Origin of the sequence: Peribacillus frigoritolerans (assembly GCF_030676415.1) — a bacterium.
GTDB lineage: Bacteria > Bacillota > Bacilli > Bacillales > DSM-1321 > Peribacillus > Peribacillus frigoritolerans_A.
Genome location: NZ_JAUUTW010000043.1, coordinates 1 through 11,688, shown reverse-complemented (window position 1 = coordinate 11,688; position 11,688 = coordinate 1). Strand labels below are relative to the sequence as shown.

The following is an 11,688-nucleotide window of genomic DNA, read 5'->3' as shown; positions in this document are numbered from 1 at the left end:
TCGCTACTGGGAAGAATCTTATTGTGAGTGTAGGAAAGAAGGAAAAGGTCGTGGAATCGAAAATATTTCATCGAGATACGTGGGCAGAAGTAAATTTGGATAATATTTTTGGAAATATCTCTTCAATGAAAAAAAGACTGAGAAATGGCGTTAGTCTTTTCGCTGTCGTTAAAGCGAATGCTTATGGGCACGGGGACTATGAAGTGGCTAAAACAGCGCTTGAAGCGGGAGCGGATTTTTTAAGTGTCGCTTTTTTGGATGAGGCTCTCGCCTTACGGAAAAAGGGAATATTGGCTCCGATTCTTGTACTTGGGGCATCGAGGCCTGAAAGTTCAGCACTTGCCGCCGAGTATGGGATTTCCGTGACGGTTTTCGATGTAGCATGGTTGGAGAAGGCAAAGGATTTGTTGAAACCGGGACAAGTTTTGCAAATCCATGTAAAAGTGGATAGCGGCATGGGGAGAATCGGCATTCGAGAAAAAGCCCAACTCATGAAAGTGGAAAGGTTGCTTGAGAGGGAAGATTGTTTCAATTTCCAAGGGATATTCACTCATTTTGCGACGGCGGATGAACTGAAGACCGACTTTTATGAAACGCAGCTTGCTTTCTTTAAAGGGATGCTTTCCGAATTGACTAGAAAGCCTGAATATATCCATGCAGCCAATAGTGCAGCTTCTTTAAGGTTCACCGATTCTGAATGGAGTGCAATAAGAATGGGGATTTCCATGTATGGTTTGAGTCCTTCCATGGAGATGAAGCCGATATTGCCATTTCCATTAAAACAGGCTATATCATTGAGAACGAAGATGGTTGCAGTTAAAAAGCTTTCAAAGGGTGAAAGCGTTAGTTATGGAGCTACTTATACGGCTGAAGGTGATGAATGGATTGGGACTTTGCCAATCGGTTATGCTGACGGATGGATCCGTAAGCTGCAAAGTCAGGAAGTTCTTGTTGATGGAAAAAGAGTACCCATAGTCGGAAGGATCTGCATGGATCAATGCATGATCAAGCTACCTGGACCATACCCTGTAGGAACAGAGGTCACACTCATGGGGAATGATGGGGATGAATCGATTACAGTCGATGAGATAGCGGCAAAACTGGAAACGATCAACTATGAGGTAACGTGCATGATAGGAGCAAGAGTCCCCCGCATATATATAAAAGACAACCAGATGAATCATGTTCGCAACTTCATTTTGGAATGACCGGATTGTAAAAAAATCCTAAGATTGTGAATAAGATTTCCTTTATTATGCTGATAATAGGATTGAGAATAGAATATACTCTTTGCAGATAGGCATTTTAATGGTAATATTGAAAAGGATATATAATAAAGGTGTGTAGTGATGGTGGAGGTGTATGTTTGTGTCTGAATCCAGCGCAACAAGAGAAATATTAATTCGATTACCTCAAAATTTTTTAACAGAGTTAGATGGGTATGCGAGTGAGGAAAATGTAAATCGCAGTGAATTTATTTATCGTGCCACAAAAATGTATCTTCGCGAACGTAAAAAGAAAGAGTTTCGTGAATCGATGAAACGCGGTTATATAGAAATGGCGGCCATTAATTTAACGATTGCTTCTGAAGCCTTCCAGGCTGAATTCGAGGCTGGTCATTGCGTTGAACGATTAGTTAGCGGAGGCTGAGCCATTGATTGTTGTTAAGCGTGGTGACGTATACTTCGCAGACCTTTCCCCGGTAGTTGGTTCAGAGCAGGGTGGGACCCGTCCGGTACTGATTTTACAAAACGATATTGGTAATCGCTTTAGTCCGACTGTGATCGTGGCAGCCATTACAGCTCAAATTCAAAAAGCGAAATTGCCTACACATGTTGAGATTAATGCAAAAAAGTACGGATTCGAGCGGGATTCCGTCATTTTATTAGAACAGATCCGGACAATTGATAAGCAGCGTTTAACTGATAAAATTACGCATCTTGACGAACCTATGATGCAAAAAGTCAATGAAGCTTTGCAAATTAGTTTAGGCCTCATTGAGTTTTAAAGAAAATTTTTCCCGTTAAACCGGGCGTTATTATAATACAAATCATTCTTGATGTTATTTAGATGGCACGATTCCTGCAACTGTGGGAATCGTGTTTTTTTTTGTAAAATAACATAAACATATGTCCAAAAAGTATACAGCAGGAAATATGAAAAATTTGACGAATAAAAACAGTATACAGTAGTTATTGGATAGAACGTTCATTGTTTTTTATAGTATCTCCATAACTTTTCTTTAATTGATGTTTTCCTTACCTGAATTTCGGGTATGTAGTTATGTTGTAAATACCTAAAAAAAGCAAAAAGTGTAGTGGGGAAACTCGAAGTAAATCCAAATGGAAATAACATTACAGTTAGTTAACATCCTTGTGACGTGGACAGGGAAACATAGCAATTGTGTTAGAATGGGAGGATATTATGAATCAATTGGTTTACGATTTTATTAAGCAAAATCAAGATTACATCCTTACTGAGTGGATGGGCATCATGAAGGAAAGTACGGACGAAAGATTAATTAAAGTCGTCTCAGATCGAATGTTCACGCAAACGAGCAGTGAATTTATAGATATGATCATCACGAACGTTGATAGTAAAAACAAGGAATTCACATTGAAGCTTTCAGATTTTGCCGAGAAAGTCGTCCAATTGGGATGGCCTCTTACTTTCGTCAATGAAGGACTTCATAAATTCACGTTAATTGTCATTAATGGAATGGTGGAAAAGGGTCTGGTTACTCCTGATAATCAAGTCAATCTTGTTAACCATTTGGATAAATGGGCCACACCGATAAATAATGAAATAGTCAATATATATACTCAAACCTGGGAAAGAACTGTTTCCATGCAAAAAATAGCGTTGCAAGAACTTTCGGCACCGCTCATTCCTGTATTGGAAGGCATTACGGTTATGCCGCTGATTGGTACGATTGATACGGAACGTGCCAAACAGATAATGGAAAACCTGTTGACTGGCGTGGTTAAGCATAGATCTGAAGTTGTTCTTATTGATATAACGGGCGTGCCGGTCGTGGATACCATGGTTGCCCATCATATCATTCAAGCGGCGGAAGCAGTCCGATTAGTGGGCGCCAAATGTATACTCTGCGGCATCCGCCCTGAAATAGCCCAAACCATCGTTAATCTTGGAATTAATTTAAATGAAGTGATTACAAAAAATACGTTGAAAAAAGGGATAGAAGTTGCGTTGGAATTAACGAGCCGTAAGATCGTAAAGGTGGAGGGATAAGTATGAGGATTCCGATATTAAAGCTTTATGACTGCTTGTTAGTCTCTATACAGTGGGAATTGGATGATGTGACAGCCCTTCAATTTCAAGAGGATTTACTGCATAAGATTCATGAAACAAGCGCGAATGGCGTTGTTATTGATATTACCTCAATAGATTTTATTGATTCTTTTATCGCAAAGGTATTAGGCGATGTCTTTAGCATGTCTAAGCTTATGGGGGCCAAGGTTGTAATTACGGGGATCCAGCCTGCTGTTGCAATAACATTAATTGAACTGGGAATTAGTCTCGATGATGTTCTGACAGCATTAGACTTAGAGAAAGGCCTGGAGAAATTACAACAGGAATTGGGGGATTAAAGAATGGAGTTCCAATCCTGCGTAAAAATCATAAATGAATGGGACATCGTAGCTGCAAGGCAGCTCGGAAGAAATGTCGCTAAAGAGTTGGGGTTCGGTACTGTAGACCAGGCCAGGATCACAACGGCCATTAGCGAATTGGCCCGAAACATATACCTATATGCTGGACAAGGCAGTGTTAGCATAGAAAAGCTAAATATAAATGGGAAGTCAGGATTGAAAATCATTGCAGAGGACCAAGGGCCGGGAATTGAGGATATCCGCAGAGTTATGGAAGATGGATATACCACCTCAGGGGGACTGGGCGCAGGCCTTCCTGGAGCCAAACGTTTAATGGATGACTTTGATATTGAATCGATACCAGGTGAAGGGACTAAGATTATCGCTACGAAATGGCTCCGTTAGGGGGGGACTATGGATATTAGGGAGAACATGGAGAAAAAGTATCATGAGGCGCTTTCTACTTATCTTAAAGACCAAAATGAGCAGGCACTCTACCAAGGGCAAAAGATTAGCCGCCTACATATCAAATACAATATATCTCCAGAAGAAATCATCAGTATGCATAAAAATAACTTAATGGAACTTTACCCGGACTTACCGGGGAAAGTATTGGATTCTTTCGATTTTTTGCTAGAAGTCATGATGGGCTACGGCATTGCATACCGTGAACATCAAAGCCTTAGACATCAACAGCAGGAACTGAAAACGGAAATCGAGATCGCGGCAAACGTTCAACATACTCTTTTGGAAACGAAAATTCCTGATATCAAAGCTCTTGAAATAGGAGTGATCAGTGTTCCGGCGAGACAGATGAACGGGGATTACTATCACTTCGTCCAAGATGAAAATGAGCGTATAGGGGTAGGGATTGCCGATGTCATAGGAAAAGGGATTCCTGCTGCGTTGTGCATGTCGATGATCAAATATGCGATGGACAGTCTTCCGGAGCATCGTCATGAACCGAATAGTGTACTTGAGAGTTTGAACCGTGTTGTGGAGCATAATGTGGATCCAAGCATGTTCATAACCATGTTCTACGGTTTATATGATCCGCATGACAGGCAATTTTCCTATGCTTCAGCCGGACATGAACCTGGTTTTTACTATGACGCCGCAACAGGTATTTTTAGTGATTTGGATGCAAAGGGCTTGTTGCTTGGAGTTGATAAAAAAACAAGGTATCGCCAATATGAAAAAACGGTGAAACGTGGAGACATGATCATTTTATTATCTGACGGAGTAACGGAGTGCCGGACGAATGATGGGTTCATAGAAAGGGAAACGCTTATTGGTTTCATTAAAAAGAATATGCATTTGCAAGCCCAGGAAATGGTGAATAATATATTTAAACAATTGGAGAAAATGCAGAACTTCCAACTGAGGGATGATTTTACATTAATAATTTTAAAATCAAATGTTTAGTATTTATTCTGCTGGGTATAGATATTAGGAATGAAATGGATTTGAAGAGGTGGGTCAAGGATGAATATAACGGTAGATGTTAATGAATTAAATACTGAATTTATTGTAAAACTAAAAGGTGAAATCGATGCCTATACTGCACCGAAATTAAGAGAATCACTATTTCCAATTTCAGAGCAGGATAATGTTTCGATTACTATTGATTTAACTGAAGTTTCTTATATGGATAGTACGGGACTTGGGGTATTTGTCGGTGCTTTTAAAAGCGTAAGGGCACATAATGGCGAATTCACTTTAGTTGGCTTATCAGAAAGGTTACGACGTTTATTTGATATAACAGGTCTTGCAGATATCATTGATATAAAAAGTGGTACAGAGGGTGGGTTAGAATGAGTCAAGTATATGATTACATCGAAATGAAAATACCTGCAAAACCAGAATTCATCGGTGTCATTCGTTTAACGCTTTCTGGGATAGGAAGCCGGATGGGATTTGCGTATGATGAAATTGAAGATTTGAAAATCGCTACCAGTGAGGCTTGTACAAATGCGGTACAGCATGCATATAAAGAATCTGAAAAAGGTGAAGTGAAAGTAAGTTTCGGCCTTTATCCTGACCGTTTGGAGGTCATGGTTTCTGATAGTGGTAAGAGCTGTAATTTCGAAGAGGTACGTCAAGGGATCGGTCCATACGAAAATGGACAAAAAGTCGAACTTTTGAGAGAAGGAGGCTTGGGTCTTTACCTCATTGAAACTCTGATGGATGATGTAAAAATTCACCAGCATGACGGGGTTACAGTATTTATGACTAAGTTTTTAGAAGGAGAGCAGGTGGAGATGGATGCAAAAACAGTCTCAACCTAATCAGGCACAAAGAGAACAGGTAAATGAATGGATTAGAGCTTACCAGCAGAATCAAGATGATGAAGCACAGAGTAATCTAGTCATCCATTATAAAAGTTTGGTTGAAACAATCTCCCGTAAGTATGCAAAAGGGAAGTCATTTCAGGAGGATATCTCCCAAGTCGGCATGATTGGTTTGTTAGGTGCCATTCGACGATATGATGAATCTTTCGGTAAAAGCTTTGAGGCATTTGCCGTCCCTACTATTATCGGGGAAATCAAAAGGTTCCTGCGTGACAAAACATGGAGTGTCCATGTGCCAAGAAGAATTAAGGAACTTGGTCCGAAAATCAGGGTGACTGTCGAGGAATTAACGACAACTCTGCATCGTTCACCAAGAATAGATGAAATAGCCGATAGTATAGGCGTGACTGAAGAAGAAGTTTTAGAAGCGATGGAAATGGGAAAAAGCTATCAAGCTTTATCAGTGGATCATTCTATTGAGGCGGATTCTGATGGCGGTACTGTCACATTGCTTGATATATTCGGGAATGTCGATGAAGGTTTTGAAAAGGTCAATCAGCGTCTTGTGCTTGAAAAGGTGCTGCATGTGCTGAGTGACCGTGAAAAGATGATCATTCAACATACTTATTTAGAGAATTTAAGTCAGAAAGAAGCGGGCGATAAACTTGGGATTTCCCAAATGCATGTTTCTAGGCTCCAACGCCGCGCGATCAAGAAACTTCAAGAAGCCATTAATGCTGAAAACTCGGAGTTAATTCAGTGATCAAAGATATTCTGAGGGGGGAAAAAATAGAAGTCCTTGTCTCTCAATCGTCTAAAAACGGAATGGTTTATTGTGGTGATGATTACTTTTTTCTTCATACGAAAGAATACTTTGTGTGCGTACTGGCAGACGGTCTAGGCAGTGGGAAAAATGCTTACGATTCCTCCCATGCCGTCATCGAGGAAGTTAAACGTAATCATGAGTTGGATGTAGAATCACTAATGGCAGTGTGTAATCAAGTTTTAATCGATAAGCGGGGGGCAGCCGTTTCCATTTTGAAGATATTTTATGACAAGAATGAATTTGTATACAGTTCAGTGGGTAACATCCGCTTTTTCCTGTATAATCCAAGCGACGATAAACTCGTTTACCCTTTACCTGTTACAGGGTATTTATCAGGAAGGAAACAAAAATACAGGACACAGAGATACAAATATGAACCAAATGCAAAATTCATTCTTCATTCCGATGGTTTAGAACTTAAGGGAGCTAAATCTTTTTTAAAAAGGCTGGTCCCTATCGATAAGAACGCCCATTGCATATTAAAAAGCAGTCCATTAACTGCAGATGATACAACTTTCATTTTAGGAAGCTTACTTTCGCCTTAGCTCGGAAGTGAGCTTTTTTGTATTGAATTCGCAACTTCATCACTCATTTGCTAGACTATACATATCAGATCAAAAGGTTGGAGGTAAACATAATGATCGTTGTAGATGATACATTAAAAGAATTGATTAAAAAAATATCCAATGAGCTAACTTTGAAAAATCATCAAGTCCAAACCGTCATACAGATGCTGCAAGAGGGTAATACTGTCCCTTTTATTGCGCGGTATAGAAAAGAAATGACGGGTTCGCTTGATGAAGTGCAGATTCGTTCCATTATGGAAAGATGGAACTATCTGGAGAACCTTGGCCAGAGGAAAGCGGAAGTTACACGTTCGATTGGTGAACAGGGAAAATTGACGGAAGAATTAACAAGGCAAATCGAGAAAGCGACAAAACTGCAGGAAGTCGAGGATTTATACAGGCCATTCAAACAAAAAAGGAGAACGAAAGCGACAGTTGCTAAAGAAAAGGGTCTTGAACCACTGGCCATCTGGCTTCTGGAATGTCAAATGCATGCCCGAGTTAGCGAAAAAGCCGCAGAATTCATATCGGCAGAAAAAGAAGTTTCTTCTATTGAAGAAGCTATTACGGGAGCGCAGGATATCATAGCTGAACATATTTCCGATGATGCAGAATTAAGGAAGTGGATAAGGGCTGAAATTTTCAAAGCTGGAAAAGTGGTTTCAACTGTGAAAAATGAAGAGAAGGACGAGAAAAAAATCTTCGAGATGTACTATGAATATGAGGAGCCGGTTCAAAGAATCGTACCACATCGGGTGTTGGCGCTAAATAGAGGTGAAAAGGAGGAGGTTTTACGAATCTCCATTCAGCCTCGGACTGAAATCATCATTGGTCATCTGGAACGGAAAATCATTAAAAATAACAAATCTGAAGCCCAGGTTGTTCTTAAATCTGCGATTGAGGATGGACTTAAGCGTTTGATCATGCCTTCTGTAGAACGGGAAATCAGAAAAGAGCTGACGGAAAAAGCTGAGGATCAAGCTATCCATATTTTCTCTGAAAACCTCCGGAACCTGCTCTTGCAGCCCCCGCTTAAAGGGAAAGTGGTCCTAGCCTTAGATCCGGCATATCGGACTGGCTGTAAGTTGGCTGTCATTGATGAAACCGGAAAGGTACTCGATATCAGTGTAATCTATCCGCATCCTCCTGTTGCGAAGCTTAATGCTGCCCGTGAAAAAACGATCGAAATACTTCAGCGGTTCTCGGTTGAGATCGTGGCAATCGGCAATGGTACGGCTTCACGTGAATCAGAGCAATTCATCGCAGATATTTTAAAAGAAGTGAAAGCGAATATTTCATATATCATTGTTAATGAAGCGGGAGCCAGTGTGTATTCAGCCTCGGATATTGCCCGTGAAGAGTTTCCGGATCTTCAAGTAGAACAGAGAAGTGCCGTTTCGATAGGCAGAAGGCTTCAAGATCCCCTTGCTGAACTTGTTAAAATTGATCCCCAATCCGTAGGGGTAGGTCAGTATCAACATGATGTGTCCCAGAAAAAGTTAACGGAATCCCTCACCTTTGTAGTAGAAACAGCTGTTAACCAGGTGGGAGTGAATGTCAATACAGCTTCATCGTCTCTATTACAGTATGTAGCTGGTTTATCAAAATCGGTTGCTCAAAATATTGTAAAGAAAAGGGAAGTGGATGGGAAGTTTTCAAGCAGGAAGGAATTAAAGAAGATTCCCCGGCTTGGTGCCAAAACATATGAACAATGTATAGGGTTCTTACGTATCATTAATGGAGATGAACCTTTAGATCAAACCGCGATACATCCTGAGAACTACAGTGCCGTGAATAAATTATTGAAGAAAATGGGATTCACATCTGAGGATTTAGGCAGTGATGCACTGAATGAAGAGTTAGGTAAACTAAATCCGGCTGATCTGGTCAATGAATTGGAAATTGGGGAAATTACGATTAAAGATATCATAGATGATTTGATGAAACCGGGAAGAGATCCTCGGGATGAATTATCAAAGCCACTGCTTAAGCAGGATGTACTAAAAATGGAGGATCTGCAAACTGGGATGGAATTACAAGGGACAGTGAGGAATGTTGTGGATTTCGGTGCGTTTGTGGACATCGGTGTTAAACAGGATGGACTGGTGCATATTTCTAAACTGAGCAACCGGTTTGTAAAGCACCCATTGGATGTAGTTGCCGTTGGGGATGTTGTGACGGTTTGGGTCGAACTGGTTGACTCCCAAAAGCAAAGGGTATCTTTAACGATGCTCGAGCCAAAGGATCAAAACTAGCCTAAGGAAAGCTCCTTCTATATTAGAAGGGGTTTTTTTGAAGTGATGTATTTATATTTGGAACAAAGTTGAATCTATAACCTGAGGCTTTCTTTTTTTTGATAAAAAAACCAACATTGATTCAACATCTTCACTTGATAATAATCCTTTTCATAAAAGGCTTTGCGGATTTGATTCTGGAACCAATTAGGCATAGCTTTTCCTCCCTTAGTTTCCTATTGTATTATTAGTCTATGTTATAATGGGTTGTCATGTTACCAAGGAAAGGGAGGGGGAAATGGATAATCGGCAATTGCAAAAACTAGTAGAAGAAATTTCGATGAAAGACTTTAAAAAGGCCTTTAGACACCAAGCCAGTTTTAACCCGCGTCTCCGAACAACAGGAGGACGATACTTGCTCCGTTCACACAATATAGAAATCAATAAGAAGTATCTTGATGAACGCGGTGTGGAAGAAATGATTGGGATCATTAAGCATGAACTGTGCCATTATCACCTGCACATCGAGAAGAAAGGGTACCAGCATCGTGATGCGGACTTTAAGCATTTACTCAAAAAAGTGGGGGCACCGAGATTTTGCGAGCCGCTGCCATCTAACCAATTAAAGAAAAAGATGAATACTATTCAATATAAATGTGAAGACTGTCAGCAGGTATATATAAGAAAAAAAAGAATAGACACTACCCGTTTCGTTTGTGGTAAATGTCGTGGAACATTGATTTACCAAGGGTTTAAGGAGCAAAAAACAAAAATATAAAAAAACACAAAAGAACCCTTGACTTTAAGTTGTAACCTCTTTATAATCATAAGAGTCGACAAGATAACAACTTGTTCTAAACGACAAACACTAAGGTCCTTGAGCGTGAAAAAGGAACCCAATTTTCATTATTCCGCAGTAGCTCAGTGGTAGAGCATTCGGCTGTTAACCGAACGGTCGTAGGTTCGAGTCCTACCTGCGGAGCCATTTTTTTGGGGAAGTACTCAAGAGGCTGAAGAGGCGCCCCTGCTAAGGGTGTAGGTCGCGTAAGCGGCGCGAGGGTTCAAATCCCTCCTTCTCCGCCAGTTACACATTCTATATCAAGGCCCATTGGTCAAGCGGTTAAGACACCGCCCTTTCACGGCGGTAACACGGGTTCGAATCCCGTATGGGTCACTTTCTTATATATAATCAAAATACTGGTCCCGTGGTGTAGCGGTTAACATGCCTGCCTGTCACGCAGGAGATCGCGGGTTCGATTCCCGTCGGGACCGCCATTTTTTCAAAAAAACTCTTGCCAAAATAATATTATCGTGATATAATATTAATCTGGCTGTTAATCAGTATTTGATTATTGGGCTATAGCCAAGCGGTAAGGCAACGGATTTTGATTCCGTCATGCGAAGGTTCGATCCCTTCTAGCCCAGCCATTTTATTTAGAGCCATTAGCTCAGTTGGTAGAGCATCTGACTTTTAATCAGAGGGTCGAAGGTTCGAATCCTTCATGGCTCACCATTTGTTTTCGCGGGTGTGGCGGAATTGGCAGACGCACCAGACTTAGGATCTGGCGCCGCAAGGCGTGGGGGTTCAAGTCCCTTCACCCGCACTGATATTTTTCTTCTTGACATCAAGTTGAAAAGGTGTTAAACTTACAAAGTCGCTTTCGCGGTCGTGGCGGAATGGCAGACGCGCTAGGTTGAGGGCCTAGTGGGGGAAACCCCGTGGAGGTTCGACTCCTCTCGGCCGCACCAATAACATCATAGAAATTAGCGCCCGTAGCTCAATTGGATAGAGCATCTGACTACGAATCAGAAGGTTGTAGGTTCGACTCCCGCCGGGCGCACCATATTTTACGGGAAGTAGCTCAGCTTGGTAGAGCACTTGGTTTGGGACCAAGGGGTCGCAGGTTCGAATCCTGTCTTCCCGACCATTCTTTCTGAAAATATTTAAAAATTAAATGCGGGTGTAGTTTAGTGGTAAAACCTCAGCCTTCCAAGCTGATGATGAGAGTTCGATTCTCTTCACCCGCTCCATTATTGCTCTTTGAAAACTGAACAAAACAAAGCGCCAACGTTAAATTTTAAGTGAGCACACACTATCAAAAAAGCAAATGAGCAAGTCAAACATTTCTTCGGAGAGTTTGATCCTGGCTCAGGACGAAC

Annotated in this window: 14 protein-coding genes and 11 tRNA genes; 24 read left to right on the top strand and 1 reads right to left on the bottom strand. The window is 41.0% G+C overall.

Going from position 1 to position 11,688, the window contains the following annotated elements; genetic code table 11:
- The first annotated feature begins 23 nt into the window (after positions 1–23).
- The 12 genes from alr to Q8G36_RS25505 all read left to right on the top strand — a co-directional run bounded on the left by alr (position 24) and on the right by Q8G36_RS25505 (position 9,549).
- Positions 24–1,208 (top strand): alanine racemase, encoded by a 1,185-nt coding sequence (alr, locus tag Q8G36_RS25560; protein ID WP_305162580.1) that lies wholly within the window; start codon positions 24–26, stop codon positions 1,206–1,208.
- A gap of 160 nt (positions 1,209–1,368) precedes the next feature.
- Positions 1,369–1,650 (top strand): CopG family ribbon-helix-helix protein, encoded by a 282-nt coding sequence (locus Q8G36_RS25555; RefSeq protein ID WP_034306380.1) that lies wholly within the window; start codon positions 1,369–1,371, stop codon positions 1,648–1,650.
- 7 nt (positions 1,651–1,657) lie between these two features.
- Complete coding sequence (locus Q8G36_RS25550; RefSeq protein ID WP_034306610.1) at positions 1,658–2,008, top strand: type II toxin-antitoxin system PemK/MazF family toxin; 351 nt, start codon at positions 1,658–1,660, stop codon at positions 2,006–2,008.
- 416 nt (positions 2,009–2,424) lie between these two features.
- A complete protein-coding gene (locus tag Q8G36_RS25545) occupies positions 2,425–3,252 on the top strand; it encodes an RsbT co-antagonist protein RsbRA (protein WP_048682050.1) in 828 nt (275 codons plus the stop codon).
- 2 nt (positions 3,253–3,254) lie between these two features.
- Positions 3,255–3,611: an STAS domain-containing protein gene (locus Q8G36_RS25540; protein WP_048682053.1), complete on the top strand. Its 357-nt coding sequence runs from the start codon at positions 3,255–3,257 to the stop codon at positions 3,609–3,611.
- Positions 3,612–3,614: 3 nt separating this feature from the next.
- Positions 3,615–4,016, top strand: coding sequence for an anti-sigma regulatory factor (locus Q8G36_RS25535; protein WP_048682056.1), 402 nt, complete (start codon positions 3,615–3,617; stop codon positions 4,014–4,016).
- A gap of 9 nt (positions 4,017–4,025) precedes the next feature.
- A complete protein-coding gene (locus Q8G36_RS25530; RefSeq protein ID WP_305162581.1) occupies positions 4,026–5,036 on the top strand; it encodes a PP2C family protein-serine/threonine phosphatase in 1,011 nt (336 codons plus the stop codon).
- A 60-nt stretch (positions 5,037–5,096) separates the two neighbouring features.
- Positions 5,097–5,429 carry an anti-sigma factor antagonist gene (locus Q8G36_RS25525; protein WP_063236355.1) on the top strand — a complete coding sequence of 111 codons (333 nt, stop codon included), beginning with the start codon at positions 5,097–5,099 and terminating at the stop codon, positions 5,427–5,429.
- On the top strand, positions 5,426–5,899 hold the full coding sequence (gene rsbW / locus Q8G36_RS25520) for an anti-sigma B factor RsbW (RefSeq protein WP_305162582.1): 474 nt from the start codon (positions 5,426–5,428) through the stop codon (positions 5,897–5,899). Before Q8G36_RS25525 ends, rsbW begins: the two co-directional genes overlap by 4 nt.
- Positions 5,877–6,665, top strand: coding sequence for an RNA polymerase sigma factor SigB (gene sigB, locus Q8G36_RS25515; protein WP_137020608.1), 789 nt, complete (start codon positions 5,877–5,879; stop codon positions 6,663–6,665). The genes rsbW and sigB overlap by 23 nt, the downstream gene beginning before the upstream one ends.
- Positions 6,662–7,273: a PP2C family serine/threonine-protein phosphatase gene (locus Q8G36_RS25510; protein ID WP_305162583.1), complete on the top strand. Its 612-nt coding sequence runs from the start codon at positions 6,662–6,664 to the stop codon at positions 7,271–7,273. The genes sigB and Q8G36_RS25510 overlap by 4 nt, the downstream gene beginning before the upstream one ends.
- 92 nt (positions 7,274–7,365) lie before the next feature.
- Complete coding sequence (locus tag Q8G36_RS25505; RefSeq protein ID WP_305162584.1) at positions 7,366–9,549, top strand: Tex family protein; 2,184 nt, start codon at positions 7,366–7,368, stop codon at positions 9,547–9,549.
- A gap of 74 nt (positions 9,550–9,623) precedes the next feature.
- Here Q8G36_RS25505 and cmpA read toward each other — a convergent pair whose 3' ends face one another.
- Entirely contained in the window at positions 9,624–9,743 is a 120-nt protein-coding gene (gene cmpA / locus Q8G36_RS25500; protein ID WP_089364909.1) for a cortex morphogenetic protein CmpA, read from the bottom strand.
- Positions 9,744–9,826: 83 nt separating this feature from the next.
- Here cmpA and Q8G36_RS25495 point away from each other — a divergent pair, with 83 nt between their 5' ends.
- The 12 genes from Q8G36_RS25495 (at position 9,827) to Q8G36_RS25440 (ending at position 11,559) form a co-directional block, all read left to right on the top strand.
- Positions 9,827–10,306, top strand: coding sequence for a SprT family protein (locus tag Q8G36_RS25495; protein WP_305162585.1), 480 nt, complete (start codon positions 9,827–9,829; stop codon positions 10,304–10,306).
- 132 nt (positions 10,307–10,438) lie between these two features.
- Positions 10,439–10,513 (top strand) — tRNA-Asn (locus Q8G36_RS25490).
- 7 nt (positions 10,514–10,520) lie between these two features.
- A tRNA-Ser gene (locus Q8G36_RS25485) sits at positions 10,521–10,611 on the top strand.
- Between the two features lie 19 nt (positions 10,612–10,630).
- Positions 10,631–10,702, top strand: a tRNA-Glu gene (locus tag Q8G36_RS25480).
- Positions 10,703–10,727: 25 nt separating this feature from the next.
- Positions 10,728–10,803 (top strand) — tRNA-Asp (locus Q8G36_RS25475).
- A 78-nt stretch (positions 10,804–10,881) separates the two neighbouring features.
- Positions 10,882–10,956: transfer RNA gene (locus Q8G36_RS25470), tRNA-Gln, on the top strand.
- A gap of 9 nt (positions 10,957–10,965) precedes the next feature.
- Positions 10,966–11,041, top strand: a tRNA-Lys gene (locus Q8G36_RS25465).
- Between the two features lie 9 nt (positions 11,042–11,050).
- Positions 11,051–11,132: transfer RNA gene (locus tag Q8G36_RS25460), tRNA-Leu, on the top strand.
- A gap of 59 nt (positions 11,133–11,191) precedes the next feature.
- Positions 11,192–11,277 (top strand) — tRNA-Leu (locus Q8G36_RS25455).
- 18 nt (positions 11,278–11,295) lie between these two features.
- Positions 11,296–11,372 (top strand) — tRNA-Arg (locus tag Q8G36_RS25450).
- A 7-nt stretch (positions 11,373–11,379) separates the two neighbouring features.
- Positions 11,380–11,456: transfer RNA gene (locus Q8G36_RS25445), tRNA-Pro, on the top strand.
- Between the two features lie 29 nt (positions 11,457–11,485).
- Positions 11,486–11,559: transfer RNA gene (locus Q8G36_RS25440), tRNA-Gly, on the top strand.
- Positions 11,560–11,688: the final 129 nt, after the last annotated feature.

What these genes read in the sequence shown, in the direction of transcription:
- Q8G36_RS25545 (WP_048682050.1), top strand. Translation starts at nt 2,425, where the DNA reads ATGAATCAATTGGTTTACGATTTTATTAAGCAAAATCAAGATTACATC.
- Q8G36_RS25540 (WP_048682053.1), top strand. Translation starts at nt 3,255, where the DNA reads ATGAGGATTCCGATATTAAAGCTTTATGACTGCTTGTTAGTCTCTATA.
- Q8G36_RS25535 (WP_048682056.1), top strand. Translation starts at nt 3,615, where the DNA reads ATGGAGTTCCAATCCTGCGTAAAAATCATAAATGAATGGGACATCGTA.
- Q8G36_RS25530 (WP_305162581.1), top strand. Translation starts at nt 4,026, where the DNA reads ATGGATATTAGGGAGAACATGGAGAAAAAGTATCATGAGGCGCTTTCT.
- Q8G36_RS25525 (WP_063236355.1), top strand. Translation starts at nt 5,097, where the DNA reads ATGAATATAACGGTAGATGTTAATGAATTAAATACTGAATTTATTGTA.
- rsbW (WP_305162582.1), top strand. Translation starts at nt 5,426, where the DNA reads ATGAGTCAAGTATATGATTACATCGAAATGAAAATACCTGCAAAACCA.
- sigB (WP_137020608.1), top strand. Translation starts at nt 5,877, where the DNA reads ATGCAAAAACAGTCTCAACCTAATCAGGCACAAAGAGAACAGGTAAAT.
- Q8G36_RS25505 (WP_305162584.1), top strand. Translation starts at nt 7,366, where the DNA reads ATGATCGTTGTAGATGATACATTAAAAGAATTGATTAAAAAAATATCC.
- cmpA (WP_089364909.1), bottom strand. Translation starts at nt 9,743, where the DNA reads ATGCCTAATTGGTTCCAGAATCAAATCCGCAAAGCCTTTTATGAAAAG.
- Q8G36_RS25495 (WP_305162585.1), top strand. Translation starts at nt 9,827, where the DNA reads ATGGATAATCGGCAATTGCAAAAACTAGTAGAAGAAATTTCGATGAAA.